Here is a 26,485-nt window from a genome sequence, read left to right as displayed (position 1 = left end):
GGTGGGCGAAGACGCCGGCGCGGCGCGACCCGCGACCCTCGAAGCCCGCGGCTGGGGGTGGCGCTACGCCACACGTCGCGCGTGGGCCGCGCGCGAGACGACGTTCCGCATCGGGGCCGGCGAGCGGGTGCTGCTGCTCGGAGCATCGGGATCGGGCAAGTCGACGCTGCTGCAGGGTCTCGCCGGTGTGCTCGGGGGAGCGGACGAGGGCGAACAGGAGGGTGGGCTCCTCGTCGACGGTCAGCCGGCGGCGGACGCCCGGGGTCGGGTGGGGCTGGTCCTCCAAGACCCCGACAGTCAGACGATCCTCGCGCGGGTGGGCGACGACGTCGCCTTCGGATGCGAGAACCTCGCCGTGCCGCGCGACGAGATCTGGCGCCGGGTGCGCGCTGCTCTGGATGCCGTGGGGCTCGACGTCCCGCTCGACCGGTCGACCGCCGCGCTATCGGGAGGGCAGAAGCAGCGCCTCGCGCTCGCGGGCGTCGTCGCGATGCAGCCGGGCGCGGTGCTGCTCGACGAGCCCACGGCGAACCTCGATCCGGCGGGTGTGATCGATGTGCGGGACGCCGTCGCCCGCGCGCTCGATGCCACGGGAGCCACCCTCGTCGTGATCGAGCATCGGATCGACGCGTGGCTCCCGCTCGTCGACCGGGTCATCGTCCTCGCACCCGGCGGCGGCGTCGTCGCGGACGGCGACCCGCGGACGGTGCTGACCGAACGCGGCGCGGAGCTGGCGGCCTCGGGGGTGTGGGTGCCCGGCATCCGTCCGGTCGTCCCCCCGCGGCCGGCCTCTCCGCCCGGCGACGTGCTGCTGTCGGCCGACGGCCTCGTCGTCGGGCGCACGACGGACGTGCCGGTCGCGGGCCCCCTCGACCTCGACCTGCGCGCCGGCGAGGTGCTCGGCGTCGTGGGCCCCAACGGCACCGGCAAGTCGACCCTCGGCCTCACGCTCGCGGGGCTGCTCCCCGGGCAGGGCGGCGCCGTGCGCGCGGCCGACGATCTGGCGGCGGGAGCGGCGCTCCTGCGCCGTTCCCGGCGACGCGACCGCGCCGACCGCGCCGACCCCGCGGCATGGACCTCGACGGCGCTGCTGACCAGGATCGGCACCGTGCTGCAGGAGCCGGAGCACCAGATCCTGCGCTCGTCGGTCCGCGCCGAGCTCGAGGTCGGGCCGCGCGCTCTCGGGCTCGAAGAAACCGAGATGACAGCGCGCGTCGACGAGCTGCTGGAGCGGCTCCGGCTCGCCCCGCTCGCCGCGGCGAACCCCTACACGCTGTCAGGCGGCGAGAAGCGCCGCCTGACCGTCGCCGCGATGCTGGCGGCGCGTCCCCGGGTCGTGGTCCTCGACGAGCCGACCTACGGCCAGGACGCGCGCACGTGGTCGGAGCTGGTCGCGATCATCGCCGCCCTCCGCGACGGAGTCGACGATCGCGGCCCGCGCGGGGTGATCGCGATCACGCACGACGACGCGGTGCTCGACGCCCTCTCGGCACGCCGGTTCGCTCTGGACGCGCCCGCCGGAGTCGGCGCATGACGGCCATCGCACCGTCCCCTGTCCGACGTGGCGTCGCGACGCTCAACCCCGTGGCGAAGCTGCTGGCCGCACTGCTCATCGCGCTGCCGCTGGTCATCACGATCGACCCGGTCTCGGCCGGGGTGGCCCTGCTCCTCGAGCTGCCGCTCCTGCTCGCCTCGGGTGTCGGCTGGCGCCGATTCTGGATGCGGACGCTGCCGCTGTGGATCGCCGCGCCGGCGGCCGCGGTGACCATCTCGCTCTACGGGGAACGCAGCGGAGCGGAGGTCTTCTCCTGGGCGTTCGTCCACGTCAGCGAGGGGTCTCTCGCGCTCGGACTGGCAGCCGCGCTCCGCGTCCTGGCGATCGGTCTCCCGGCCGTCGTGCTGTTCGTCACGGTCGACCCGACCGACCTCGCCGACGGGCTGGCGCAGATCCTGCGTCTTCCCGCCCGATTCGTCATCGGGGGCCTCGCGGGGATGCGGATGCTCGGTCTGCTGACCGAGGACTGGCGCGCGCTCGCGCTCGCGCGGCGGGCCCGCGGTGTTGCCGACGCGGGGCGGCTGCGGCGCGCCTTGGGCATGGCGTTCGCGCTGCTCGTGCTGGCCATCCGGCGCGGCTCCGCCCTCGCGACGGCGATGGAGGCGCGGGCTTTCGGCGCACCCGGACGTCGAACGTGGGCACGGGAGTCGCGGCTGGCGGCATCCGATGTCGCGGTCATGGCGGGCGGGCTCGTGATCTCGGCCACGGCGGTCGCGGTGTCGGTCGCGGTGGGAGCCTTCCACCCGATCTTCGGCCCGTCCTGAGGTCGCGTCCCGAGTTCGGGCCTCAGGCCGCTCCGACCGTGGTCTCCGCCAGCCGCCGGGCGAGCGCTTCCTCGACGACGAGCTCGGTGATCAGTCCCGCCGCGAGCGCGCCGCGCAGCGCGTCGAGCTTGGTCAGGCTCGACACCGCGCACAGGCGACGGGGGATGCGGCGGATCGCTTCGAGCGACGGGCCGCTCGAGCGGGCGTTGAGCTCGATGCCGGTCGCCGAGCCGTCGATGCGGTAGAACACGGTCGCGCAGTCGCCGACGACGCCGTCGCGCAGCAGCGAGCGCAGGTCCTCACCGGTGAGGTAGCCGCCGGCGTAGACATGGGAGGGGACGTCGGCGTGAGGCGAGCCGAGCCCGAAGACGAACACCTGAACGCGCGACTGCGCGTCGAGGACGCGCCGGATCGACCGTTCGCGCCACAGCAGCTGCTTGGTCAGCGGGTCGTCGAACAAGGCGGGCACCGGGAACTGCTGCACGTCGGTGCCGAACGCCTGCCCGAACCGCTCGAGGATCGCGCCCGAGTACGAGATCCCCGACGTCGACTCGTTGGCCGCACCGTTCATCTGCACGATCTGCGAGTCGTGCAGCCGCTTGGTCGGCAGATGGCGGGCGATCGCCGACACCGTGGCTCCCCACGCGATGCCGATGCTGGCGTCGGGGTCGAGGGTCGACGACAGGACGTGGGCCGCCGTGCGCGCCGTGCGCTCGAGTCGTTCGGCGTCGTTCGTGCGCGGGGGTGTGCTGACGACGTGAACCGAGATGCCGAAGCGCTCGGACAGGCGCCGGGCGACCACGGAGTTCGCCTCGTGCGGCGAGTGCACCGTGATCTCGACGAGTCCGATGTCGCGCGCGTGAGCGAGCAGGCGCGACACGGAGGAGCGCGAGAGCGTCATCTCGGCCGCGATCTGATCCATCGTGCGGTCCTGCACGTAGTACAGCTGCGCCGCGCGCAGCGCGTCCCGTGTGCGTGCCTCGGCCTCGGCGTCCGCGCTCATCGTCATCCGTCCTGCACGTTCGTGCATCGCCGCAGCGCCGGTGCACGTTCGTGCATGACCGTTGCGCATTCGTGCGGTGGACCCCAGTGTAGATCGGGACAGCCGTGGAAAAGGATGCAGTATGACCGAGTCGACGCCGACCACCCGCGCGAACATCCGAGCCCTGCGCGAGCGCCCCCATGCCGAGGTCCTCGTCATCGGCGGAGGCATCAACGGGATCGCGACGTTCCGCGACCTCGCCCTCCAGGGGGTCGACGTGGCACTCGTCGAACGCGGCGACTACGTCAGCGGCGCATCGTCCGCGTCGAGCCACATGATCCACGGCGGTGTGCGCTACCTCGAGAACGGCGAGTTCCGTCTCGTGAAGGAGTCGGTGACCGAGCGCAACCGCCTCGTGCGCAACGCGCCCCACTTCGTCAAGCCGCTGCCGACGACGATCCCGATCCATCGCACCTTCTCGGGCATCCTCGCCGCCCCGTTCCGCCTGCTCGTGACGCACGGTCGTGGCAAGCCGCGCGAGCGCGGGGCGCTGCTGATCAAGGTCGGTCTGATCATGTACGACACCTTCTCGCGCGACGGCGGGTCGGTGCCTCGTCACCGGTTCCGCGGCCGCCGCAGCTCGCGGACGCAGTTCCCCGAGCTCGACGAGCGGTTCCGCTACACCGCGACCTACTACGACGCCTCGATGCACGATCCCGAGCGCCTCGCGCTCGACGTGCTGCGCGACGGCGCACGCGAGGACTCCGCCCGCGCGGCGAACTACGCTCCGGTCGTGGGCGCCGACGGGTCGTCGGTGATCATCCGCGACGACGTCACGGGAGAGGAGTTCCCGTTCACGGCCGACGTCGTCGTGAACACCAGCGGCCCCTGGACCGATCTGACCAACAGCGCGCTCGGCACCCCGACCCGTTTCATGGGCGGCACGAAGGGGTCGCACATCGTCCTCGACAACACCTCGCTGCTCGAGGCGACCGGCGGCAACGAGATCTTCTTCGAGGCCGCGGACGGCCGTATCGTCCTCATCTACCCGCTCAAGGGCCGGGTCATGGTCGGGACGACCGACATCGACGCCGACCCGAGCCGCCCCACGGTCTGCACCGACGACGAGATCGACTACTTCTTCGATCTGATCGGCCAGGTCTTCCCCGACATCGCCGTCGACCGCTCGCAGATCGTCTACACGTTCTCGGGCATCCGTCCCCTCCCGCGGCACGACGACCTCGCTCCGGGCTTCGTCTCCCGCGACTACCGCATCGAGAAGGACCGTCTCGGCGACGTGCCCGTCCTCAGCCTCGTCGGCGGGAAGTGGACGACCTTCCGCGCTCTCGCCGAGCACCTCGCCACCGACGTCCTCGAGCTGATGCGGCGCCCGCGCCGCGTCGCGACCACCGACCTCGCGATCGGCGGCGGTGCCGGCTACCCCCGCAGCGTCGCTCAGCGTCGGCGCTGGATCGAGGCCCACCGCGGTGCGCACTCCGCCGAGTTCGCCGATCGCATGCTCGAGCGCTACGGCACCTACGCGCAGGAGGTGCTCGCCGCGCTCCCGGTCGCTCAGCAGGAGCTCGGGCACGCGCCCGGCTACTCCGTCGAGGAGATCGCCTTCCTCGCCGAGCGCGAAGAGGTGGTCACGCTCATGGACCTGCTGCTGCGCCGCACCTCGATCGCCTTCGTCGGCGGTGTCTCGATGGAGACCCTCACCGAGGTCGCCGAAGCGGCCGCTCCGGTGCTCGGCTGGGACGCGGAGACCGTCCGCGCTCAGGTCGAGGAGGCCGCGCAGGCACTCGAAGAGGCCCACCGCATCGACGTCCGCACGTCGCGCCTCGCGCCTCTCCCCGCCTGACGCGCTCACAGACCCGGCGAGGCCCGACGCCGGATCACCCTCGGGCCGCCCTCTCGCACGGCGACGCCGCCGCGCGATGATTCTGCAGAAAGGTCGACGCTGACATGCACGACATCAATCTCGGGCTCTACTTCGTGTCGGAGCTCGTGGGAACGGCGATGCTGCTCCTGCTCGGCGGTGGCGTGGTCGCCAACGTCATCCTCGCCAAGTCGAAGGGTCTCGGCGGCGGGACGCTCATGATCAACTGGGGCTGGGGCCTGGCGGTGTTCGCCGGTGTGCTCGTGTCGTCGTACTCGGGCGCTCAGCTGAACCCGGCGGTCTCGATCGGGCTTCTGGTGGGCGGGAAGATCGAGTTCGTCCAGTTCCTCGTCGCGATCGCCGCCCAGTTCGTCGGCGCCTTCCTCGGCGCCGTGCTCTGCTGGCTGGCCTACCACGACCACTTCGACGCCGAGCCCGACCCGGCCAACAAGCTCGGCGTCTTCTCGACCGGCCCCGGCATCCGCGCCTACGGCTGGAACCTCGCCACCGAGATCATCGCGACCTTCGTGCTCGTGTTCGTCATCTTCGGGTTCGCCGACTACGGCGACATCGAGATCGGCACGCCGGGCTCGCTCGGGCCCCTCACCGCGGTGCCGGTCGCCCTCCTCGTGGTCGGCATCGGCGCGTCGCTCGGCGGTCCCACCGGGTACGCGATCAACCCCGCCCGCGACCTCGGCCCGCGCATCGCGCACGCCGTGCTCCCGATCAAGGGCAAGGGATCGAGCGACTGGTCGTACGCGTGGGTTCCCGTCGTCGGACCCCTCATCGGCGGTACGCTCGCGGCACTCGCTGCCGGCGCCCTGCTCGGCCTCGCCTGACCCTCTCCACCGAACCGACAACGCGAACAGACAAGGACGTCACATCATGACCGACTACATCATCGCCCTCGACCAGGGCACGACCTCGAGCCGCGCGATCATCTTCGACAAGAAGGGCTCGATCATCTCCGTCGGGCAGAAGGAGCATGAGCAGATCATGCCGCGGGCGGGCTGGGTCGAGCACGACCCGATCGAGATCCGCGACAACATGCGCGAGGTCATCGGCATCGCGCTCGGTCGCGCCAACCTCACCCGCCACGACATCGCCGCGATCGGCATCACCAACCAGCGCGAGACCGCCGTCGTCTGGGACAAGAACACCGGCATCCCCGTCTACAACGCCATCGTCTGGCAGGACACGCGTACGCAGCCGATCGTCAACCGGCTCGCCGGTGACAAGGGTGTCGAGCGGTACAAGGACATCGTGGGTCTGCCGCTGGCGACCTACTTCTCGGGCACCAAGATCGTCTGGATCCTCGAGAACGTCGAGGGTGCGCGCGAGAAGGCCGAGGCCGGCGATCTCATCTTCGGCACGACCGACACCTGGGTGCTGTGGAACCTCACCGGTGGCCCCTCGGGCGGCATCCACGCGACCGACGTCACGAACGCGTCGCGCACGCTCTTCATGGACCTCGAGACCCTCGAATGGCGCGACGACATCCTGGCCGACTTCGGGGTGCCGCGCTCGATGATGCCCGAGATCCGCTCCTCCAGCGAGGTCTACGGCGAGGCTCGCGACACGTCGCTGCTGCGCGAGACGCCGGTGGCCGGCATCCTCGGCGACCAGCAGGCTGCGACCTTCGGGCAGGCGGCCTTCGATGCCGGCGAGAGCAAGAACACCTACGGCACCGGCAACTTCCTGATCTTCCAGACCGGAACCGAGATCGTGCGGTCCGAGAACGGTCTGCTCACGACGATCGGCTACAAGCTCGGCGACGGCCCCACCCACTACGCGCTCGAAGGATCGATCGCCGTCACGGGGTCGCTCATCCAGTGGCTGCGCGATCAGCTCGGAATCATCGCCACGGCGCCCGAGGTCGAGAAGCTCGCGCTGTCGGTCGAGGACAACGGCGGCGTCTACTTCGTGCCCGCGTTCTCGGGCCTGTACGCCCCGTACTGGCGGCCCGATGCCCGCGGCGCGATCGTGGGGCTCACGCGCTACGCGAACCGCGGGCACCTCTCGCGGGCGGCGCTCGAGGCGACGGCCTTCCAGACGCGTGAGGTCCTGGATGCCGTCAACGCCGACTCCGGCGTCGACCTGGCCGAGCTGAAGGTCGACGGCGGCATGATCGCCAACGACACGCTGATGCAGTTCCAGGCTGACATCCTGGGCGTTCCCGTCGTGCGACCGGTCGTCGCCGAGACCACCGCGCTCGGTGCCGCCTACGCCGCGGGTCTCGCCGTCGGGTTCTGGAACGACCTCGACGAGCTGCGGGCCAACTGGCAGGAGGACAAGCGCTGGACGCCGAACGACGACGCCCCGGAGCGCGAACGCCAGCTGCGGCTGTGGAAGAAGGCCGTGACGAAGTCGATGGACTGGGTCGACGACGACGTCCGCTGAGGCCGCGGTCAGAGCGCGAGCGCGAAGCAGACCGAGCGAGGCATCGTCTCGGCATAGGGCTCGTAGACCGGGATGCGGCTGAAGCCCATCGAGGAGTAGAGCGCGAGGGACTCGGGCTGCTGGAGCCCGGTCTGGAGGATCACGCGTTCCGCACCGTCTGCTCGGGCGGCATCGAGCGCGGCCGACATGAGGGCGCGCGCGATGCCGAGCCCGCGGAACGCGGGTGCCACGATGAGCCGCTTGATCTCCCATTCGTCGCCGAGCCGGCGCAGGATGACGTGCCCCGCGGGGGCCTCGTCCGCGCCGGCTTCGGCGACGAGGGCGATCAGCGTCGTGACGATCTCGTCAGGGTGCGTCGCGAGCGCGCGGGCGCGGGCGCGGCGGCGCTCGTCTGGCTCGTCGCCGTGGAAGCCGTCGTACCGGGCGCCGAGGTCGTCGTCGAGCTGTCGGCGCAGGTCACGGGCGCGGGGATCGTCGTAGGCGACGTCGACGATGCGCCAGGTCAGGTCTCGTTCCACAGCGACCGATAGTAGGCCAGGCGCTCGGGGTCGGGGGTGACGCCGTAGGCGGCGCTGAGCGCGTCCTCCCAGCCGGGGCCGTAGTTCCACTCGGTGCTCATCGCCGCGACGGCGATGTCGGCCCACCGGTCGGCGACGCCGAGGGCCCCCAGGTCGACGTGCGCGAGCCACCGCCCGTCGTCGTCGACGAGGGTGTTCGGGCAGCAGGCGTCGCCGTGGCAGACGACGAGAAGATCGGGCTCGGGCGCCGCGTGGAGGGATGCCGGTACGTCGAGGCCGCGGGCCGCTGCGGTGCGCAGCCGATGCTCGACACCCCAGTCGAACGGGCAGCCGGCGACCGGCAGGGCGTCGTGGAGGGCGCGCAGTCCCTCGCCGACCGCGCGCACGGCGGTGGCGGGCTCCTCGACCCAGCGGGGATCGACAGCCGACCGGCCGGGCAGTGCGCGGGTCACGAGCCACTCGGCGTCGCCATCCTCACCGGTCTCGATCACCTCGGGAACCGGCGTGTACCGCGCGGCCCATCGCAGGCGCTCCGACTCGGCGCGCATGGACGTCTCGAGGTTCCGCGGACCGATCTTGACGACGCGGCCGTCGTCGGTGCGGAATGTCACACCCCCGATGGTGTTGCGCCACAGCGGCGTCGCGCCCGCACCGCCCGCGAGCCGTCGCAGCCGAGCCGAGAAGTCCGGCGGGATGGGGGCATCCGGCGGCAGCAGTGTCACAGCCTCATCATGCCTGCCCCACCCCAATGTCTCACCCGCTCCGGCCTCACCCCCGCCTCCCTGCATCCCGCCCCCGAGATCCGCTGCAGGACCGGATCCCGGTGCCGTGCGCAGGCTGACCGGCCTATATAGCCGTGGCGCGGCGGTGGCGTAGCCGCCCAGCCTGCTCGCGGCACGCGCTCCGACAGCGCCCGTCCTTACCCGCGCCCGTCCTTACCCGCGCCCGCTCCCGTCGCGCCCGTGCACAGTGCATCAGCTGGCGTGCGGCCGGGCGTCGGTGCCGTCCGCAGGCTGGGGGGCTGGTCTGGGCGCCGCCCGGCGGCAAGACAGCGGCTCAGCCTGTCGACGTTCTAGGGTGGAGGGGCGAGTTCGAAGGAGAACACATGCAGATCGCGGGAGTCTCCGCCCTCATCACGGGCGGCGCCAGCGGCCTGGGTGCGGCCACGGCGCGGCGCCTCGCCGCCGCCGGCGCCCACGTCACGATCGTCGACCTCCCGGGGTCATCCGGGCCCGAGGTCGCAGCCGAGATCGGCGGCCGGTTCGCGCCGGCCGACGTCACCGATCCGGGCGAGGTCGCCGCGGCCGTCGAGACAGCCGGCGACACCGCGCCTCTGCGGGTCGTCGTCAACTGCGCCGGGATCGCGCCGCCCGCCAAGGTGCTCGACCGAGAAGGGCACCCCACGCCGCTGCCGGACTTCGAGCGCGTCATCCGCATCAACCTCGTCGGCACCTACAACGTCGTGGCCCAGGCTTCGGCGGCGATCGCCCGGACCCAGCCGACCGAGACCGGCGCCCGCGGCGTCATCGTCAACACGGCCTCCGTCGCCGCCTTCGAGGGCCAGATCGGGCAGCCGGCCTACGCCGCGTCGAAGGGGGCGGTGCACGCGATGACCCTGCCGATCGCCCGGGAGCTCGCGCGCTACGGCATCCGCGTCTGCACCATCGCCCCCGGGATCATGCAGACCCCCATGATGGCCGGGCTGCCGGATGCCGCGCAGCGCTCGCTCGGCGAGCAGGTGCCGTACCCGCAGCGGCTGGGAGCGCCCGAGGAGTTCGCCGCGCTCGCCGCCCACATCGTCGACAACGACTACCTCAACGGCGAGACGATCCGTCTCGACGGCGCGATCAGAATGGCACCACGATGACCGACACTGCATCCGACACCGCATCCGACACCGTCCTGCTGCGGCGCGAGGGCGCGCTCGCGCGCATCACCCTGAACCGTCCGGCCTCCCTCAACGCGGTCGACGCCGAGATGGCCGTCCGCTGGTGCGAGGTCGCCGCCGAGGTCGCGGCCGACGCGTCGATCGGGGCCGTCATCCTCGATGCGGCGGGCCGCGCCTTCTGCGCCGGCGGCGACGTCGTGTCGATGTCGACCTCCGGGATGGGCGGCGCGGCGGTCACCGAGACGGCCCGCGTCATCCACGACGGCATCACGTCGCTGACCACTGCGGCGGTGCCGATCGTCGCCGCCGTGCAGGGTGCGGTCGCCGGGGGAGGGCTCGGCATCATGCTGGTCGCCGACTACATCGTCGCATCGCCGTCGGCGGTCTTCGTCAGCAAGTACGCGAACATCGGGCTCACTCCCGACCTCGGCGTGTCGACCCTGCTCCCGGCCGCGATCGGCCAGCGGCGGGCCTTGCAGCTGCTGCTCCACGACACGGCGCTCGACGCCGCGACCGCGCTCGACTGGGGGCTCATCGCCGAGGTCGTCGATGATCCGGCAGCTCGCGCCCAGGCGCTCGCCGCAGCCTGGCTGGACGGCGCGACGACTGCGTTCGGGCAGGCCAAGCGCCTCGTCCGAGAAGGCGCCGGGCGCACTCTCGCCGAGAACCTCGACGACGAGGCGCGGACGATCGGAACGCGCTTCGACACCCCCGAGGCGCGCGTTCGCATCGACGCGTTCGCCGCCGCATCCGCTCGCCGCACCCGAACCGAGGAGAACCGATGACCGACGCGAAGCCCTTGGCGGGCAAGACGCTGCTGATGTCGGGCGGAAGCCGCGGCATCGGCTTGGCCATCGCGCTCCGAGCCGCGCGCGACGGCGCGAACATCGCGCTGCTCGCCAAGACGGACCAGCCGCATCCGAAGCTCGAGGGCACGGTGCACACCGCCGCGGCCGAGATCGTCGCGGCGGGGGGTCAGGCGCTGCCGATCGTCGGCGACGTGCGCGACGAGGACTCCATCACTGAGGCCGTGCTGAAGACGCAGGGCGAGTTCGGCGGCATCGACATCGTGGTGAACAACGCCTCGGCCATCGACCTCTCGGGCACCCTGGAGCTCGGCACGAAGCGCTTCGATCTGATGCATGCTGTCAACGTGCGCGGGACGTTCCTGCTGTCGCGGGCCGCGATCCCCGTGCTGCGCGACGCCGCGAATCCGCACATCCTGTCGCTGTCGCCCCCGCTCAACCTCTCGCCGAAGTGGCTCGGCGCGCACACCGGCTACACGCTCGCGAAGTACGGCATGACGATGGCGACCCTCGGCATCGCGGCGGAGTTCGCCGGCGACGGGATCGCCGCGAACACGCTCTGGCCCCGGACGACGATCGCGACGGCGGCGGTGCAGTACTCTCTCGGCGGTGACCGGATGATGGCCGCGAGCCGCACGCCGGAGATCTACGCGGATGCCGCCTACGAGGTGCTCGTCCGGCCCGCGCGCGAGTACACGGGCCGGACGCTCATCGTCGAGGATGTGCTCGAGGCGTCGGGCGTGACCGATTTCTCGGGCTATGCGGCGGTTCCCGGCACGCCGGACAGCGAGCTGTTCCCCGACGTGTTCCTCGACTGAGACCGCTCCGACCGGCCGGGTTCAGGCGTTGAGGTCGACGCGCGTCCCGATGCCGCGCTCGTGCGCAGCGTCGAGCAGGACGGCCGCCACGGCGACATCCTGTGCGCCGATGCCGACTGAGTCGAAGAGGGTGATCTCGTCGTGGCCGGCGCGGCCGCGCACCCGACCCGTGAGCACCTCGCCGAGCGTCCCCACGACGTCGTCGAGGGTGAGGGCTCCCTCGGCGACGGCGAGGAGGAGGTCGCCCGATTTGGTCTCGGCCGTCGCGCGGTCGTCGACCCACACGGAGGATCGGGCGAGGGCAGCCCCGTCGACCTCGCGCTCGTCGGCACGCGGCCGTGCCCCGACGACGTTGAGGTGCTGACCCGGCCGCAGCCACGCGCCGGAGAGGATCGGCTCCACCGACGGGGTCAGCGTGCATACGACGTCGGAGGCGTCGACGACCTCGCGCGGCGAGGATGCCGCGACGATCTCACCGTCCCAGTCGCCCGAGCGTTCGACGTCGGCGGCGAAGCGCGCGACGGTGGCGGCCGAGCGCGACCAGACGGTGAGGCGTTCGAACGGTCGCACGGTCCGCAGCGCGCGGACATGCTCGCGGGCGAGCGCCCCCGCCCCCAGCAGGCCCAGGGACCGGCTGTCGTCGCGGGCGAGGGCTCTGGTGGCGACGGCGCTCGCGGCCGCGGTGCGCACGCGCGTCGGGACGCGGCCGTGCAGCAGCGCGACCGGGGCGCCGTCGGCGCGGTCGACGATCAGGATCATCGACCGCTGCGTCGGCAGGTCGCGCTCGGCGTTGTCGGGGACGTCGGCGAGCAGCTTGACCCCCGCGAGGCCCGCCGCATCGGAGACCGCTGCCATGAGGATGAACCGTCCCGTGTCGCCGGGCGTCGCCATCGAGGTGGGGCCGGGCTGGTGCGCCCCGCCGTCCGCGATCTCCGCGAACGCCCGCGCCACCGCTTCGAGGGCGGCGTCACGGTCGACGAGGGACTCCAGCTCGGACGCCCCGAGAAGCAGGGTCACGCGGTCACCCCTCCGGTGAGCTCGAGCCCGTCGGCGACGACGACGCCGCGGTAGAGCACGGTGCGATCGGGGGACCGGTCCATGACCGCCGCAGTGACCGTGTCGCCCGACACGAGCACGAGGTCGGCCGGATCTCCCTCGGCGAGCCCCGGGCGGTCGGCCGCACCGTTCAGGCCCGGCGCCAGCCCCATGACGGAGCGGCCGCCGACCGTGGCGATCGCGACACAGTGCTCGATGTCCTCGTCGCGGCGGAAGCCGTTGGTGAAGGCGAGCTGCCACGTGCGGTCGAGCATGTCGGTGTTGCCGTAGGGCGACCAGTAGTCGCGCTGACCGTCCTGGCCGAGTCCGAGCCGGATGCCGTACTCGGCCAGCATCAGCGTCGGGAGCGCCGTCGGCGGGGCGATCGTCGCCATCGAGATGTCGAGCTCCCGCATCTCGTCGAGGAGCGGCCGCAGCTGCGCTTCGGGCAGACGGCCGAGGCCGTACCCGTGCGAGATGGTGACCCGCCCCTGCATCCCCGTCGCGCGGGTGCGCTCGATGATCAGCTCGGCCGAGAACTTCGCCAGCTGCTCGGGCTCGTGCAGGTGGATGTCGATCGGGGCGCCGTGCTTCTCGGCGATGCCGAAGACGATGTCGAGGTGGCGCACCGGATCGCGGTCGAGCGCACAGGGGTCGATGCCGCCCACGACGTCGGCGCCGCGTGCCATGGCCTCATCGAGCACGTCGGCCGATCCCGCCTCGCGCAGCAGGCCCGCCTGCGGGAACGCGATGATCTCGACGTCGCAGCGCCCGGCATTGGCCTCGCGCGCGGCGACGACCGCGTCGAGGCGTTCGTGGCCGGCGTCGACGTCGACCTGCGCGTATGTCCGGACGGCGGTCGTGCCGCGGGCGATCGCCCGCTCGAGGGTCGTCGCGACCCGCTCCTCGATCGAGACCTCGGCCTCGCGCCAGTTGCGGCGGTCGTTGAGCATCATGTTCCAGACGCCGGGCGAACCGGTGTGGGGGCGGAACGGCAGGCCGACGCGCGTGGAGTCCAGGTGCACGTGGACGTCGGCGAACGAGGGGATCAGGATCCGGCCCCGTCCGTCGACGACGTCCGCGGCGGTGGTGTCCGCGGTGCCGGGGGCGGCGGTGCCGATGATGACACCGCCGTCCACGATCACATCGGTGGTCGCGCCGCCCCAGGGACGGACGCGGGAGAGGATGGTGCGGGTCATTCGAAGCTCGTCTCGGTGAAGTCGTACAGGCCGTCGGCGCGCGGGGTCCACTGCAGCGACGATCCGGCGGCGAAGTTGTTGGCGGGGACGTACAGCGGCACGAAGTAGACCTGCTCGTTGCTGTAGCCGAGCAGCTCGGCGAAGACGTCTTCGCGCGCGGCGCCCTCGACGCCGCGCTGGCGCTCGGCGAGCTCGGTGGTCGCGGGGTCGAGTGCGTAGTTGTTGTTGCCCGCCGGCTCGTAGAAGTCGGTCAGGGGCAGGTCGCCGTCGAGGGTGGAGGGAGCCCACGTGTTCAGGTAGATGCCCTGCATCTCCTTGCCGCGGACCTTGAGCGTGTGGCTCTGCTGGTCGGCGCCGCGCATGTCGACGGCGATGCCGACGGTCTCGAGGTAGCCCTGGATGCTCTGGGCCACTTCGCTCGAGAGCGGGATGCGGCCATCGGTGGCGTAGTCGAAGGGGATCGGGGTGCCGTCGTACCCGGCCTCCGCGAGCAGCGCGCGCGCCGCCTCCGGGTCGTAGCCGATCGCCTCGACGTCGTCGGAGTAGCCCTCGACGGCGGGGGCGAGCATCGCCTTCGCCGGCTCGGCGAGTCCGGCCAGCAGCGAGTTGACGATCGCCTCCGTGTCGATCGCATGGCCGATGGCCTCCCGGACGCGGACGTCCTGGAGCGGGCCGGCCGTCGAGTTGGCGCCGAGGAAGACCACGCCGTTCGACAGGGCCGAGAACACCTGCGCGTTGCCGGCCGACTCGATGCTCGAGACCTGGGTCGGACCGATCTGGGCCACGTCGAGGTCGCCCGAGAGCACGCCGCTCGCACGCGACTCGGCGGACGAGACCGGCTGCAGCGAGATGGTCTCGATGGCGGGGGCCTCGCCCCAGTAGTCCTCGTTGCGGACGAGGTCGTACGAGACGCCCGGGGTGATGGAGTCGAAGACGTAGGGGCCCGATCCGATCGGCTCGCGGGCGTAGGCGTCGGGACCCATCTCCTGATAGGTGTCGGACGGGACGATCGAGATGAGCGAGGTGTTGCGGGGGAACGCCGAGAAGGGCTGCTTCAGGACGAAGCGCACCGTCAGGTCGTCGACCTTCTCGACGCGGTCGACCGACGAGAGGTAGGCGTAGTTCTCGCCCGTCGGGTCGCCGAGGATCGTCTCGTACGAGAACACGACGTCGTCGGCGGTGATCTCCTCGCCGTTGCTCGCCGTGACGTCGGGCTGGAGGGTGAACTCCCACTCGGTCAGGTCGGCGTTCGCGGTCCAGTCGGTCGCGAGCTTGGGCACCATCTCGCCGTCGGCGGTGATCTTCACGAGCTGGTCGTGCGTGTGGAAGAACACCGACAGCACCACGAGAGCGCCCGAGCGGATGGGATCCATCGACGTCGGGTCGGTGGGCAGGGCGGCGGTGATGGATGTCTGGGCCGACCCCGAGGCGGAGCCGCCGGACGGGGAGTCGAACCCGCCGGCGCAGCCGGCGAGCACGAGGGCGCCGAGGGTGAGGAGGGATCCGCCGGCGAGGGCGCGCCGGGAGGTGTGTCGGGTCATGTGAGTGCCTTTCGAGCGGTGAGACGGGGAATGGCGTCGAGGAGGGTGCGGGTGTAGGGATGCTGCGGGTCGGTGAAGACGTCTTCGGTGGGGCCGTGCTCGACGATGCGGCCGCCCTCCATCACGACGACCCGGTCGGCGATGCCGCGCACCACGCCCAGGTCGTGCGAGACGAAGAGGTAGGCGAGCCGGTGCTCGCGCTGCAGGTCGCGGAGGAGGTCGAGCACTTGCGCCTGGATCGACACGTCCAGCGCCGAGACCGGCTCGTCGAGGAGCACGAGCGCCGGGTCGAGCGCGAGAGCGCGGGCGATCCCGACGCGCTGACGCTGCCCGCCGGAGAGACGTCGGGGCAGCCGGTCGTCGAACGACGGGTCGAGGCCGACGCCCGCGAGCAGCTCGCGGACGCGGTCCGGGCTGTACGCGTGCCGCACGCGCAGCGGCTCCGCCACGGAGCCGGCGACGCTGACCCGGGGGTCGAGGGCCGACGAGGGGTCCTGGAAGACGATCTGCGCCCGGGCGCGCTCCGCGGCGGAGCGTCCGGCGATGGCGGGGGCCGCGGCCGTGCCCGCGATCGTCACGCGGCCCGAAGCGGCCGGGGTGAGCCCGAGGATCGCGCGCAGCAGCGAGGACTTGCCGCATCCGGACTCGCCGACCACGGCGAGGGTCTCGCCCGCGCGGATTCGCAGCGAGACGCCGTCGACCGCGCGCACGGTGCCACCGCGACGGCCGGGGTACTCGACGACGAGGTCGCTCACCTCCAGCGCGATCTCTGCCGCGTCGACGACCGCCCCGGTCGCCGCGCGGGCGGGCGGCTCGTGCGCCGAGGGGACCGCGGCGAGTAGCATCCGGGTGTACTCCTCGCGCGGGGCGGCGAGCACGTCGGCGGTCGCACCCCGTTCGACGATGCTCCCGGCGCGCATGACCGCGATGTCGTCGGTGTGCTCGCCCACGAGACCGAGGTCGTGCGTGATGAGCGCGAGCGCCGAGCCGGTGCGCTCGCGCACCTCGTCGAGCAGTGCCATGACCTGCGCCTGCACCGTCACGTCGAGCGCCGTGGTCGGCTCGTCGGCGATGAGCAGCAGGGGGTCGTGGGCGATCGCCATCGCGATCATCGCGCGCTGCCGCATCCCGCCCGACCACTGGTGCGGCCGGGCTGCGGCGCGCTCGGCGGCGTTGCGGACCCCGACCGACTCGAGGAGCTCCACCGCGCGCCGCCGGGCGGCGCCGCGTCCGAGGCCGGGCGCGTGGACCCGCACGGCGCTGGCCACCTGCGCGCCGACCGCGCGCAGCGGGTTGAGCGACGACATCGGGTCCTGGAAGATCATGGCCGCGACGCGGCCCCGGCTCGACCGCAGCTCGCGGTCCGTGAGCGCCGTGACGTCGCGTCCATCGAGGAGGATCCGGCCGGACGTCACGCGAACGCCCTCGGGCAGCAGTCCCATCGTCGCGAGCATGGTGAGGCTCTTGCCCGACCCCGACTCGCCGACGATCCCGAGCGCGCGGCCGCGCCCGACGTCGAGCGATACGCCGGCCACGAGCGGCCGCGGGCCGGTGGCGGTGACGGCCTCGAGGGACAGATCCTCGATGGTCAGGACGGATGCGGTCATCGCCGGCCTCCCTTGCGCAGCAGGGCGCCGCGCGCCTCCGCGGTGAACTGCTGACTGACGAACTGGGCTCCCGCGACGGCAAGGAACATGACGAGTCCGGGCAGGATGACCAGCCAGGGGTCGGTCGACAGGTACTTCTGACCGTCGAAGATCATCGCGCCCCAGCTCGGCGTGGGCGGCTGGACGCCGAGCCCGAGGTACTCCAGCGACGCCTCGATGAGGACGATGGTGGCGATGTCCGTGGCGGCGATGATGAGGGTGTGCGGCCAGACGTTGGGCACCACGTGGCGCGTGATGGTCCAGAAGGTGTCGGCACCCTGCGTCAGCGGGGCGACGACGAAGTCCTGCCGTCGCAGCGCCGCCGTGATGTTCCGCGTCACGCGGGCGTAGCCGACCCACCAGGTGCAGCCGACGACGAGGATCGTCAGGCCCGCGCTCGGTGAGACGACGGCGCAGATGGCGATGAGCAGCAGCACCACGGGCATCGCCAGCACCGTGTTCGACAGCACCGAGAGGCCGGCTTCGACCTTGCCCCCGAAGTAGCCGGACACGATCCCGACGGTCGTCCCGATGAGGGCGTTGAGGGCCACGATCGCGAGGGTGATCCCCAGGGTGACCGACGACGCCAGGGCCACCCGGCTGAACAGGTCGCGGCCGAGCGGGTCGGTCCCGAGGGGGTGGGCGGGGTCCGTCAACGGCGGCAGCAGAGCCCGCGAGAGGTCCTGCCCCATCGGATCGAACCCCGGCAGCACCGGGCGGAGCGCGGAGAGGGCGATGACGAGCCCGATCATGGTGAACCCGACGACGGCCGAGGGGCGCAGGCGCAGACGCGGTGGACGCGGGGCGGTCGCGGGTGACGCGGTGACGGGCGCGGGAGCGACGGGCGTGAGGGTCATGAGTGAGCCGTCCGGGTGTCGATGCGGGAGACGAGGGTGTCGACCAGGGTGTTCACGAGCACGAACATCAGGGCCACGAACAGCAGGCCGGCCTGGACGATGGGGAAGTCGCGCTGGCTGACGGCGTCGGTCAGGAGGCTGCCGAGGCCGGGCCAGGCGAACACCACCTCGACGACGACCGTGCCGCCCAGGAGCCCGCCGAGGTTCAGGCCCGCCATGCCGAGCACGGGCGCGAGCGCGTTGGGAAGCATCTGGGTGAGCAGGATGCTCGCCCGGCTGTGCCCCTGGGCGAACGCGGTGCGGACGTAGTCCTGTTCGGCCTGTTCGCTCAGCGCGGCGTCGAGGAGGCGCAGGTACATGACGAACTGGCCCGTGGCGAGCGTGATGACGGGAAGCACCAGGCTGGCGGGGCTCGTCCGGCCCAGCGAGGGCAGGACGCCCAGCAGGACCGAGAAGACCAGCACGAGCAGGAGAGCGAAGAAGAAATCGGGGACCGACTGCCGCACGGCACCGCTCCAGCCGACGATCGCTCGCAGCAGGCGGCTGCCGGTGAGCTGGATGGCGAGGGCGGCGATCAGCGCGAGGGCGAAGCCCGCGATGAAGGCCCAGAAGGCGAGTTCGACGGTCGCCGGGACGCGCTCGAGGACGAGGCCGAGGGCCGACTCGTGCCGGCGGTACGAATCACCGAAGTCGCCGACGAACAGACCGCCGAGGAAGTCGAGGTACTGCACGATGACGGGCCGGTCGAAACCGAGGCGCGCGTTGAGCGCGTCGACGTCGGCGGTCGAGGCGTTGTCGGGTAGGAGCAGCGCCCCGGGCGCGCCGGTGAGGCGCCCGAGGACGAAGCCGACGGTCACCACCAGGAAGATCGTGGCGACGGCGAGGCCGAGGCGGCGGAGGAGAAAGGGGAGCACGAGCAGGACGCTATGGCACGGCGGCTCGCGGACCGGGCCGCGTAACGAACACGCAACACAACTCTTACGCTCGTGACACTTTGGCGTACCGAATCGCGCCTTGGAGCCGCTTTCAAGGCTTCAAATGGCCATTCGGGATACCAGATGGGGATTCCCGCTCCGGCTGCCCGACCTGCCAGGATGGTCGGGTGGATGACGAGACGGATGCCGCCGGGCGGCGCATCGCACATGCCCTGCGGGAGCGGATCATCACCGGCGACATCGCGATGGGCGACAAGCTCGGCGAGCGTGACGTCGCCCTGCAGCTCGGAGTCTCGCGGGTGCCCGTCCGCGAGGCGCTGCAGCTGCTCGAGTCCGAGGGCTTCGTCTCGTCGTCGCACCGGCGGGCCGCGATCGTTCACACGTTCACGCTCGACGACGCCGTCGAGCTGTTCGACATGCGCATGCAGCTCGAGCCCTTCGCTGCATCCCTCGCCGCCCGCAACGCCGCGGCAGGCGCCGACACGACCCACCTGGTCGCCGCCCTCGAGGTCGCTCACGTCGCGCACGACGAGGATGCGCCGGCGTCGACCCGCAACTCCGATCTGCACGAGGAGATCTTCGCGCTCGCCGGACACCGCCTTCTGCTGCGGATGAGCGGCCAGCTCACGGGCCGCACACGCTGGCTCTTCCGCCTCACCCCGGAGCGCGACACGGAGCGCCGATGGGACGAGCACGACGAGATCGTCGAGGCCATCCTCGGTGGGCACGCGGATCTCGCGTTCGCGCTCGCAGCGGCCCACGTCGAGCGCGGGCGGGTCGAGTCGATGCCCCGTCTGGCCGAACGGCTGCCCGCCGAGCCCGTGCGACGTCGCCGTCGCGGCGCATCGAAGGGCTGACCGCGCGTCCGGCGCAGCCGATCAGTCGAGTGGCTTGCGCAGGAATATCTGGAAGGTGCCGTCGCCCTGCGGCACGCGCTCGGACTCGGCATACCCTTCGCGCTCGTAGAGGCGGAGGTTGGCTTCGCTGAGCGAGCCCGTGAACAGTTCGGCTTCGCGCGCACCGGCCTGCCGTCCGCGTTCCTCGACCGCGGCGAGCAGCGCGGTGCCGAGACCGGATCCCTGCTGGTCGGGGGCGATCGCGATGCGGCCGATGAGCAGCAGCTCGCCGTCGAGACGGGCGCGTGCCGCTCCGACGATGCGTCCGTCGTCGAGGGCGACGCAGCCGAGGTTCTCGTGCAGCTCGGCCCGGAGCTCGTCGAGGGTCTGGGTCAGGGGCGGCATGTCGGCCGCGTCGTAGATGAGGGCTTCGGACACGAACGCCGCGCGCTGCAGGGTCAGCACTTCACCCGCGTCGGCGGGGTCGATGGGGCGGATGTCGTGCTCGCGGGCCTCGGGGGCCATCAGGCGGCCGTCTCAGGGTCGATGATGCCGTGGCGGACGAAGGCGTTCCAGATGCCGTCGTCGAGGACGCCGGTGGTGACCTCGCCGGCGATGCGCTGGAGGTGCGGGTCGGCTTCGGCCATCGCGATCGCGGTGCCGCAGACCTCGAACATCTCGACGTCGTTCCAGCTGTCGCCGATTCCGATGGCGTCGGCGGCGTCGCGGCCGAGATGGCTCAGCATCGCCTGGATGCCGGTCCCCTTGTTCGTGCCGCGCATACCGACCTCGCCGTTCGACCCGGTCGGCAGCGGCATGCTGCCCGGTATCACGTGGAACTCGTCGCCGAGGGCTCGCTGGGTCTTCTCGACGGCGTCGGGGTCGGAGCTGACGAACACCGCTTTGGCGATGTGGTCGAGATCGGCCTCCTCGACCGGGGCGAAGCGCGGCGCGGCCACGACGTCCTCGGCGAGGGCCACGGTGGAGACGTCTTCAGCGTGACGGCGCCGGCGTTCGCTGATGAAGTCGGCGATGAAGGAGCGCACGCCCTCGCTCGCGTAGACCCCGGCGTGCGACTGGATGAAGTACCGCGTGCCCTGCTCGTCGAAGTAGGCCATGACGCGCTCGACGGCGGCGCGTGGCATCAGCTCGGCGAGCACCGTCTCGTCGCCGGAGACCGCGAGGGCCCCGCCGTTGGAGATGGCGCCGTCGAAGCCGATGTCGAGCACGCGGGGGTTGATGTCGCCGGCGGCGCGTCCTGTGCAGAGGTAGACGAGGTGCCCGCGTTCACGCGCGGCGCGAACCGCTGCGATCGTCGAGGGGGCGATCGACTCGCCGTGCGCGAGGATGGTGCCGTCGACGTCGAGGAAGATGATGCGAGATTGCGACGTCACCCCTCCAGCGTAATGGGGCGATCTAGAGTGACGACATGTCCGACGTCGCGACCGCTCTGTCCCACCGGCCGCTGTTGCTGGACGGCGGTCTGGGGACGACCCTCGAGGCAGGAGGACACGACCTCTCCGGTGAGCTGTGGTCGGCGCGCGTGCTGTCGGAGGCTCCGGCGGACGTCCGCGCGGCGCACGCCCGTTTCGCCGCTGCCGGCGCCGACATCCTCACCACGGCGTCGTACCAGATCGGGTTCGACAACCTGGCCGCGGCGGGCTTCGACGCCGCTCGCACCCGCCGGCTGCTGGACCTGTCGGTGCGGGTCGCCCGCGAGGGCGGGGCTGAGGCGGGGCGGGAGGTGAGGGTGGCCGCATCCGTCGGGCCGTTCGGTGCGACGCGGGCGGACGGCAGCGAATACACCGGCGACTACGGCCTCACCGCCGCCCAGCTCGAGCGCTGGCATCGTCGCCGTCTCGATGCGCTCGTCGCCGCCGAGCCCGACCTGCTGGCGGTCGAGACCATCGCCTCCCCGGCCGAGGCTGAGGCGGTCGCGCGTGCGGTCGAGGGCATCGGCATCCCGACATGGGTCGCGCTGTCGGCGGCGAGCACGGCGTTCGACGAGGCGTCGCTGCGCGAGACCCTCGTCGCGATCTCGCGGGTGCCGGGCGTCGTCGCCGTCGGGGTCAACTGCTGCCCGCCGGCCGCCGTGGCATCGGCCCTGACGTCGGCCGCAGCCGTGCCGTTCGTCGTCTACCCGAACAGCGGCGAGTCGTGGGATGCCGATTCGCGCGTCTGGACCGGCGAACCGGGCCACGCGCTGGCCGAGGCCGAAGACTGGATCCGGGCCGGCGCGCGCATCGTGGGCGGATGCTGCCGCACCACGCCCGACGATATCGCCGCTCTTGCTCGCCGGCTCAGATGAGGCCGTGGCGGACGAAGGCGTTGTGGATCCCGTCGTCGTCGATCGCCGTCGTCACCTCGTCGGCGAGGGCCTGCACCTCCGGCGCGGCGTTGCCCATCGCGATCGCGGTGCCGCACACCTCGAACATCTCGGCGTCGTTCCAGTTGTCTCCGATGCCGATCGCGTCGGCGGGATCGACGCCCAGGTGGGCGAGCACCTCCAGGATCGCGGCGCCTTTGTTCACGCCGCGCGGCGCCACTTCGCCCGAACTGCCCTCCGGCAGCGGGATCGTGCCCGAGACGACGGCGAAGTCGGGGGCGAGCTCGGCGAGCAGGTCGGCGACCGCGTCCGCGTCGTGCCCGAGGATGACGGCCTTGGCGACCTCGGCATCCGAGAAGTGGACCTCGTCGTCGAAGGTCTTCATGCCGACGCTGAAGAATTCGAGCTCGTCGGGGTCGACCCCCGCGGCCCGGGCGTCGTCGGCGTGGCGGGCGCGGTCGCGCTCGAGCCGGTCCGCGAGCAGGTCCGGCAGACCGGGGCTCGCGAACATACGGTCGAAGGACTGGTAGTACCAGTGGATGCCGCGTGCCTCGAACGCGGCGCTGAGGCGCGCGACCTCGGCGGCGGTCATGAGTCGCGAGACGATCAGCTCGTCGCCCACGCCGGCGAACGCGCCGCCGTTCGTGACGGCGCCGTCGAAGCCGATGTCGAGGATGCGGCCGCGCAGCTCGGCCATGCCGCGGCCCGTGCTCAACAGCACGAGGTGGCCGTTCTCGCGCGCGCGGCGGACGGCGGCGACGGCGGACTCGGGCAGGTGGGTGCCGTCCTGCAGGAGCGTGCCGTCGACATCGAGGAAGACGGCGCGGCGGCGGAAGTCGGACGAAGTCATGCGATCCCCTCTCGGATGCGGAGAAGGGCGCGGTCGCGGGCCAGAAGGAGGGCCCCGCGACCGCGCCCGGTCGGGTCGGCGTCTCAGCGGGTGAGCGAGGCGCCGTTGGTGCGGATGACCTCGGCGTACCAGCCGAACGACTTCTTCTCGTAGCGCTCGAGCGTGCCCGAGCCGTCGTCGTTGCGGTCGACGTAGATGAAGCCGTACCGCTTGCTCAGCTGCGCGGTCGAGGCGCTGACCAGGTCGATGCAGCCCCACGAGGTGTAGCCGAGCACCTCGACGCCGTCGGCGATCGCTTCGCCGACCTGCACGAGGTGGTCGTTGAGGTAGGCGATGCGGTAGTCGTCGATGACCGTCTTGACGCCGTCGACCTCGACGAGCTGGTCTTTCGCGCCCAGACCGTTCTCGACGATGAACAGCGGCTTCTGCCAGCGGTCCCAGAACTGGTTGAGCACGAGGCGCAGGCCCACGGGGTCGATCTGCCAGCCCCACTCGCTCGCCTCGAGGGTCGGGTTCGGAACGCCGCCCATGATGTTGCCCTCGCCGGTGACCTTCTTCGCGGGGTCGGCGGTCGCGGCGACCGACATGTAGTAGCTGAACGACACGAAGTCGACCGTGTTGGTCAGGTCGTCGCGGTCCTCGTCGGTGATGTCGAGCTCGATGCCCTTCTCCGCGAGGGTGCGCAGGAAGTACCCGGGGTAGGCGCCGCGGGTGTGCACGTCGCCGTAGACGAGGTTCGAGTGGTCGAACGACATGACCTCCAGCGCGTCTGCGGGCGACGGCGAGAGCGGGTACACGGGCATCGACAGCACCATGCAGCCGATCTGCGCGTTCGGGGCGACCTCGCGTGCGATGCGCGTCGCGCGGGCCGAGGCCACGAGCTCGTGGTGCATCGCCTGGTAGAGCTGCTGCTCGGTCAGCTCGTCCTTCGGGGTGTTGATGCCGCCCGACATGAAGGGGGCGTGGAGGAGGGAGTTGATCTCGTTGAAGGTCAGCCAGTACTTCACCCGGGCGCCGTAGCGCTCGAAGAGGGTGCGCGCGTAGTTCTCGTAGAAGGCGATGAGGCGGCGGTCGGTCCACCCGTCGTAGGTCTCGGCGAGGTGGAGCGGCGTCTCGTAGTGCGAGATGGTGACGAGCGGCTCGATGCCGTGCTTCTCGAGCTCGTCGAGGACGCGGTCGTAGAAGGCGAGGCCCTCTTCGTTGGGCTCGGTCTCGTCGCCCTTCGGGAAGATGCGGCTCCACGCGATGGAGAAGCGGAAGGTCTTGAAGCCCATCTTGGCGAAGAGGGCGATGTCTTCTGCGTAGCGGTGGTAGAAGTCGATGCCGACGAGCTTGAGGTTGTCGGGGGTCGGCTCGTCGGTGCGGGCGCCGACGATGCCGCGGGGCATGACGTCCTGCACCGAGAGCCCCTTGCCGCCTTCGTCGTAGGCGCCCTCCAGCTGGTTCGCGGCGGTCGCTCCGCCCCAGAGGAATCCGTCGGGGAAGGTGGTGGTGCTCATGGCTCTCTCGTTTCGTATCGCTTGGCCCGCAGGTGGCGGGACTGTGTATCGCTGGTCCCGCGGCTGGCGGGACGGGTGGGGGAGGGGGCGCGGTCCGGTTCCGCGCCCCCTCCGCGCGGGGTGTCGGTCAGTTCGCGAGCGCGGACTCGACCGAGACCGCCGTGAACAGCGGCTCGCCGTGCGCGATCGGGCCGGACGCCTGGCCGGCCAGAGCGGGGTACAGCTCGCCGTTGGTGACGATGACGGGCGTCGTCAGGTCGTAGCCCGCACGCTCGATCGCGTCGCCGTCGAACTCGACGAGCAGGTCGCCGGCCTTGACTTCCTGGCCGGTGGTGACCTTGACGTCGAAGTGCGCGCCCGCGAGCTTCACCGTGTCGATGCCGATGTGGATGAGCACCTCGGCGCCGTCGGCGTGACGGAGGCCGATCGCGTGACCGGTCGGGAACGCGGCTGCGACGGTTGCGTCGAACGGGGCGTACACGGCGCCCGAACGCGGCTTGATCGCGACGCCGTCTCCGAGGCTGCCCTCGGCGAAGGCGGCGTCGGGAGTCTCGCTCAGCGGCACGACCGTGCCGTCGACGGGGCTCAGCACGACGACGTCGTTGCCGGATGCCGCGGGGGCCGCGGCCGGTGCGGCATCCTCTTCCGGCTCCGTGAATCCGACGATCGCGGTGAGCAGGAACGGGATGACGATCGCGGCGGCGAGTCCGATGATCAGCATGACCATGTTGCCGTTGCCGAACAGGGCCGGGAGGGCCAGCCCGGAGGGCACGACGAACGCCGTCGAGAACACGCCGCCCATCGCGATGATGGCGCCACCGATCACACCGCCGACGATGCCGAAGGCGAAGGGGCGCTTGAGCGGCAGGTTGATGCCGTAGATGGCGGGCTCGGTGATGCCGGCGAGGAAGCCCGAGAGCGTTGCGGGGGCGGCGAGCGACTTGAGGTTCTTGTTGCGGGCGCGCACCCACACACCGGCGACGGCAGCGGCCTGCGCGAGGACGGCCGCGAACACGGGGCCGATGAGCAGGATCTGACCGGTGGTCTGGTACTCCAGCGTGAACAGCGGCACGAGGCCCCAGTGCAGACCGAAGATGACGAAGACCTGCCAGAAGCCGCCCATGATGGCGCCGCCGGCCCACGGCGCGTTCTCGAAGACCCAGCCGATGCCGTTGCCGAGCGCGCCGCTGAGGATCGCGGAGATCGGACCGATGACGACGAAGACGATCGGGACGGCGATGAGCACGACGATCATCGGGGTGACGAAGCGGCGCACCGCGCCCGGGAGCTTCGCGTAGAGGAACTTCTCGGCGTGGCTCTGCAGCCAGACGATCACGATGATCGGGATGACGCTCGAGACGTAGGTGACCATCGTGAAGGGGATGCCGAAGAAGGTCAGGCCCTCGACCCCGACCAACGGGGTGATCGTCGGGTAGAGCAGCGCTGCCGCGATCGCGAAGGCGGTGAACTCGTTGGCCTTGAAGTACCGCGCCGCGGTGAAGGCGAGCGCCATCGGCAGGAAGTTGATGAGGCCGTCCGACAGGGCGTTGAGCACCGCGTAGGTCGAGTTGTCGGTGGTGATCCACCCGAAGGTGACCGCGGCTGCGAGGAACGCCTTGAGCAGACCGGTACCCGCCAGGGCCCACAGCAACGGCGTGAAGATCGCCGAGATCATCGAGATGAAGCGGTTGAAGAGGTTGCCCTTGGGGCCCTCGGATGCCGCGGCGTCGGAGCCGGCGCCGAACTTCGAGATCTTGCCGATCTCGGCGAACACGTCGGGGACGTCGTTGCCGATGACGACCTGGTACTGGCCGCCGGCCTGGGCGACGGTGACGACGCCGGGCACGGCCTTGACGGCGGCGGTGTTCGCCTTCGACTCGTCCTTCAGCACGAAACGCAGACGCGTCGCGCAGTGGACGAGGGAGTTCACGTTCTCCTCGCCGCCGACGCCCTCCAGGACGCCGGCCGCGGTCTTCGAGTAATCCATCGGGACTGCTCGCTTTCTGCCGCAGCATCGCGGCACTCGGGTGGAGGAAGCCGCCGCATCCCGTTTCCGGGCAACAAAAAAACCTGAACTCGTTCACCGCCGATCAAAGCGATGTGAGTTCAGGTTTTGCCCGCTGCCGCGGTAACAATCCGGAGACTTCCGCA

24 protein-coding genes are annotated in these 26,485 nt (G+C 71.4%); 10 read left to right on the top strand and 14 right to left on the bottom strand.

The window, feature by feature from the left end; translation table 11 throughout:
- Position 1 precedes the first annotated feature (1 nt).
- Positions 2–1,534 carry an ABC transporter ATP-binding protein gene (locus C3481_RS07455; RefSeq protein ID WP_083990624.1) on the top strand — a complete coding sequence of 511 codons (1,533 nt, stop codon included), beginning with the start codon at positions 2–4 and terminating at the stop codon, positions 1,532–1,534.
- The gene (locus C3481_RS07450; protein WP_064956335.1) at positions 1,531–2,319 is read left to right on the top strand and encodes an energy-coupling factor transporter transmembrane protein EcfT; all 789 of its coding nucleotides are present in this window, start codon (positions 1,531–1,533) and stop codon (positions 2,317–2,319) included. The genes C3481_RS07455 and C3481_RS07450 overlap by 4 nt, the downstream gene beginning before the upstream one ends.
- A 22-nt stretch (positions 2,320–2,341) precedes the next feature.
- Here C3481_RS07450 and C3481_RS07445 read toward each other — a convergent pair whose 3' ends face one another.
- On the bottom strand, positions 2,342–3,322 hold the full coding sequence (locus C3481_RS07445; RefSeq protein ID WP_023952723.1) for a sugar-binding transcriptional regulator: 981 nt from the start codon (positions 3,320–3,322) through the stop codon (positions 2,342–2,344).
- A gap of 121 nt (positions 3,323–3,443) precedes the next feature.
- Here C3481_RS07445 and C3481_RS07440 point away from each other — a divergent pair, with 121 nt between their 5' ends.
- The 3 genes from C3481_RS07440 to glpK all read left to right on the top strand — a co-directional run bounded on the left by C3481_RS07440 (position 3,444) and on the right by glpK (position 7,580).
- Positions 3,444–5,162, top strand: a complete 1,719-nt coding sequence (locus C3481_RS07440; protein WP_064956334.1) for a glycerol-3-phosphate dehydrogenase/oxidase — start codon at positions 3,444–3,446, stop codon at positions 5,160–5,162.
- Positions 5,163–5,266: 104 nt separating this feature from the next.
- Positions 5,267–6,019, top strand: a complete 753-nt coding sequence (locus tag C3481_RS07435) for an MIP/aquaporin family protein (protein WP_103841445.1) — start codon at positions 5,267–5,269, stop codon at positions 6,017–6,019.
- Between the two features lie 46 nt (positions 6,020–6,065).
- Positions 6,066–7,580, top strand: a complete 1,515-nt coding sequence (gene glpK, locus C3481_RS07430) for a glycerol kinase GlpK (RefSeq protein WP_023952720.1) — start codon at positions 6,066–6,068, stop codon at positions 7,578–7,580.
- Positions 7,581–7,588: 8 nt separating this feature from the next.
- On the opposite strand, the gene C3481_RS07425 is transcribed toward glpK, so the two are convergent.
- Together C3481_RS07425 and C3481_RS07420 are read right to left on the bottom strand one after the other, a co-directional pair.
- Entirely contained in the window at positions 7,589–8,098 is a 510-nt protein-coding gene (locus C3481_RS07425) for a GNAT family N-acetyltransferase (protein ID WP_023952719.1), read from the bottom strand.
- Positions 8,083–8,820 carry an aminoglycoside 3'-phosphotransferase gene (locus tag C3481_RS07420; protein WP_258039049.1) on the bottom strand — a complete coding sequence of 246 codons (738 nt, stop codon included), beginning with the start codon at positions 8,818–8,820 and terminating at the stop codon, positions 8,083–8,085. The genes C3481_RS07425 and C3481_RS07420 overlap by 16 nt, the downstream gene beginning before the upstream one ends.
- A 383-nt stretch (positions 8,821–9,203) precedes the next feature.
- Here C3481_RS07420 and C3481_RS07415 point away from each other — a divergent pair, with 383 nt between their 5' ends.
- Genes C3481_RS07415 through C3481_RS07405 form a run of 3 tightly spaced genes read left to right on the top strand, consistent with a single transcriptional unit; the run spans position 9,204 to position 11,610 of the window.
- Complete coding sequence (locus tag C3481_RS07415; protein WP_103841441.1) at positions 9,204–9,965, top strand: SDR family NAD(P)-dependent oxidoreductase; 762 nt, start codon at positions 9,204–9,206, stop codon at positions 9,963–9,965.
- Complete coding sequence (locus C3481_RS07410; protein ID WP_103841439.1) at positions 9,962–10,771, top strand: enoyl-CoA hydratase/isomerase family protein; 810 nt, start codon at positions 9,962–9,964, stop codon at positions 10,769–10,771. Before C3481_RS07415 ends, C3481_RS07410 begins: the two co-directional genes overlap by 4 nt.
- Positions 10,768–11,610, top strand: coding sequence for an NAD(P)-dependent oxidoreductase (locus C3481_RS07405; protein ID WP_023952712.1), 843 nt, complete (start codon positions 10,768–10,770; stop codon positions 11,608–11,610). The genes C3481_RS07410 and C3481_RS07405 overlap by 4 nt, the downstream gene beginning before the upstream one ends.
- Positions 11,611–11,631: 21 nt before the next feature.
- Here C3481_RS07405 and C3481_RS07400 read toward each other — a convergent pair whose 3' ends face one another.
- The 6 genes from C3481_RS07400 to C3481_RS07375 are packed head-to-tail and all read right to left on the bottom strand — an operon-like array spanning position 11,632 to position 18,802.
- Positions 11,632–12,627, bottom strand: coding sequence for an ornithine cyclodeaminase family protein (locus C3481_RS07400; protein ID WP_103841437.1), 996 nt, complete (start codon positions 12,625–12,627; stop codon positions 11,632–11,634).
- Positions 12,624–13,844, bottom strand: a complete 1,221-nt coding sequence (locus tag C3481_RS07395; protein WP_023952708.1) for an amidohydrolase family protein — start codon at positions 13,842–13,844, stop codon at positions 12,624–12,626. Before C3481_RS07395 ends, C3481_RS07400 begins: the two co-directional genes overlap by 4 nt.
- Positions 13,841–15,385 (bottom strand): ABC transporter substrate-binding protein, encoded by a 1,545-nt coding sequence (locus C3481_RS07390; protein ID WP_103841435.1) that lies wholly within the window; start codon positions 15,383–15,385, stop codon positions 13,841–13,843. Before C3481_RS07390 ends, C3481_RS07395 begins: the two co-directional genes overlap by 4 nt.
- Positions 15,382–16,992, bottom strand: a complete 1,611-nt coding sequence (locus C3481_RS07385; RefSeq protein WP_103841433.1) for an ABC transporter ATP-binding protein — start codon at positions 16,990–16,992, stop codon at positions 15,382–15,384. Before C3481_RS07385 ends, C3481_RS07390 begins: the two co-directional genes overlap by 4 nt.
- A complete protein-coding gene (locus tag C3481_RS07380; protein ID WP_103841431.1) occupies positions 16,989–17,888 on the bottom strand; it encodes an ABC transporter permease in 900 nt (299 codons plus the stop codon). The genes C3481_RS07385 and C3481_RS07380 overlap by 4 nt, the downstream gene beginning before the upstream one ends.
- Positions 17,885–18,802 (bottom strand): ABC transporter permease, encoded by a 918-nt coding sequence (locus C3481_RS07375; RefSeq protein WP_146053632.1) that lies wholly within the window; start codon positions 18,800–18,802, stop codon positions 17,885–17,887. The genes C3481_RS07380 and C3481_RS07375 overlap by 4 nt, the downstream gene beginning before the upstream one ends.
- Positions 18,803–18,990: 188 nt before the next feature.
- Between C3481_RS07375 and C3481_RS07370 the strand changes: the two genes are divergently transcribed.
- Positions 18,991–19,680, top strand: a complete 690-nt coding sequence (locus C3481_RS07370; RefSeq protein ID WP_023952699.1) for a GntR family transcriptional regulator — start codon at positions 18,991–18,993, stop codon at positions 19,678–19,680.
- 21 nt (positions 19,681–19,701) lie between these two features.
- On the opposite strand, the gene C3481_RS07365 is transcribed toward C3481_RS07370, so the two are convergent.
- Positions 19,702–20,184 (bottom strand): GNAT family N-acetyltransferase, encoded by a 483-nt coding sequence (locus tag C3481_RS07365; protein WP_064956323.1) that lies wholly within the window; start codon positions 20,182–20,184, stop codon positions 19,702–19,704.
- A complete protein-coding gene (locus C3481_RS07360) occupies positions 20,184–21,053 on the bottom strand; it encodes a Cof-type HAD-IIB family hydrolase (protein ID WP_023952695.1) in 870 nt (289 codons plus the stop codon). Before C3481_RS07360 ends, C3481_RS07365 begins: the two co-directional genes overlap by 1 nt.
- Positions 21,054–21,088: 35 nt before the next feature.
- Between C3481_RS07360 and mmuM the strand changes: the two genes are divergently transcribed.
- Positions 21,089–21,967 (top strand): homocysteine S-methyltransferase, encoded by an 879-nt coding sequence (gene mmuM / locus C3481_RS07355; protein WP_103841427.1) that lies wholly within the window; start codon positions 21,089–21,091, stop codon positions 21,965–21,967.
- Here mmuM and C3481_RS07350 read toward each other — a convergent pair.
- The 3 genes from C3481_RS07350 to C3481_RS07340 all read right to left on the bottom strand — a co-directional run bounded on the left by C3481_RS07350 (position 21,960) and on the right by C3481_RS07340 (position 26,321).
- Positions 21,960–22,835, bottom strand: coding sequence for an HAD hydrolase family protein (locus C3481_RS07350; protein ID WP_023952691.1), 876 nt, complete (start codon positions 22,833–22,835; stop codon positions 21,960–21,962). The two genes, mmuM and C3481_RS07350, sit on opposite strands and share 8 nt — an antisense overlap.
- Before the next feature lie 83 nt (positions 22,836–22,918).
- On the bottom strand, positions 22,919–24,334 hold the full coding sequence (locus C3481_RS07345) for a glycoside hydrolase family 1 protein (protein ID WP_023952689.1): 1,416 nt from the start codon (positions 24,332–24,334) through the stop codon (positions 22,919–22,921).
- Between the two features lie 127 nt (positions 24,335–24,461).
- Entirely contained in the window at positions 24,462–26,321 is a 1,860-nt protein-coding gene (locus C3481_RS07340) for a beta-glucoside-specific PTS transporter subunit IIABC (protein WP_071918594.1), read from the bottom strand.
- Between the last annotated feature and the right edge of the window lie 164 nt (positions 26,322–26,485).

This window comes from Microbacterium sp. Ru50 (genome assembly GCF_002920555.1).
GTDB classification, from domain to species: domain Bacteria; phylum Actinomycetota; class Actinomycetes; order Actinomycetales; family Microbacteriaceae; genus Microbacterium; species Microbacterium arborescens.
Note: the sequence above shows the minus strand (reverse complement) of the source record. Positions and strands in the feature narration are given on the sequence as shown.

Bases quoted from the DNA above. Each gene is read 5' to 3' on its own strand.
- mmuM (WP_103841427.1), top strand. From the start codon at position 21,089: ATGTCCGACGTCGCGACCGCTCTGTCCCACCGGCCGCTGTTGCTGGAC.
- C3481_RS07345 (WP_023952689.1), bottom strand. From the start codon at position 24,334: ATGAGCACCACCACCTTCCCCGACGGATTCCTCTGGGGCGGAGCGACC.
- C3481_RS07395 (WP_023952708.1), bottom strand. From the start codon at position 13,844: ATGACCCGCACCATCCTCTCCCGCGTCCGTCCCTGGGGCGGCGCGACC.
- C3481_RS07410 (WP_103841439.1), top strand. From the start codon at position 9,962: ATGACCGACACTGCATCCGACACCGCATCCGACACCGTCCTGCTGCGG.
- glpK (WP_023952720.1), top strand. From the start codon at position 6,066: ATGACCGACTACATCATCGCCCTCGACCAGGGCACGACCTCGAGCCGC.
- C3481_RS07440 (WP_064956334.1), top strand. From the start codon at position 3,444: ATGACCGAGTCGACGCCGACCACCCGCGCGAACATCCGAGCCCTGCGC.
- C3481_RS07350 (WP_023952691.1), bottom strand. From the start codon at position 22,835: ATGACTTCGTCCGACTTCCGCCGCCGCGCCGTCTTCCTCGATGTCGAC.
- C3481_RS07450 (WP_064956335.1), top strand. From the start codon at position 1,531: ATGACGGCCATCGCACCGTCCCCTGTCCGACGTGGCGTCGCGACGCTC.
- C3481_RS07405 (WP_023952712.1), top strand. From the start codon at position 10,768: ATGACCGACGCGAAGCCCTTGGCGGGCAAGACGCTGCTGATGTCGGGC.
- C3481_RS07390 (WP_103841435.1), bottom strand. From the start codon at position 15,385: ATGACCCGACACACCTCCCGGCGCGCCCTCGCCGGCGGATCCCTCCTC.
- C3481_RS07435 (WP_103841445.1), top strand. From the start codon at position 5,267: ATGCACGACATCAATCTCGGGCTCTACTTCGTGTCGGAGCTCGTGGGA.
- C3481_RS07415 (WP_103841441.1), top strand. From the start codon at position 9,204: ATGCAGATCGCGGGAGTCTCCGCCCTCATCACGGGCGGCGCCAGCGGC.
- C3481_RS07385 (WP_103841433.1), bottom strand. From the start codon at position 16,992: ATGACCGCATCCGTCCTGACCATCGAGGATCTGTCCCTCGAGGCCGTC.
- C3481_RS07340 (WP_071918594.1), bottom strand. From the start codon at position 26,321: ATGGATTACTCGAAGACCGCGGCCGGCGTCCTGGAGGGCGTCGGCGGC.
- C3481_RS07380 (WP_103841431.1), bottom strand. From the start codon at position 17,888: ATGACCCTCACGCCCGTCGCTCCCGCGCCCGTCACCGCGTCACCCGCG.
- C3481_RS07365 (WP_064956323.1), bottom strand. From the start codon at position 20,184: ATGGCCCCCGAGGCCCGCGAGCACGACATCCGCCCCATCGACCCCGCC.
- C3481_RS07445 (WP_023952723.1), bottom strand. From the start codon at position 3,322: ATGAGCGCGGACGCCGAGGCCGAGGCACGCACACGGGACGCGCTGCGC.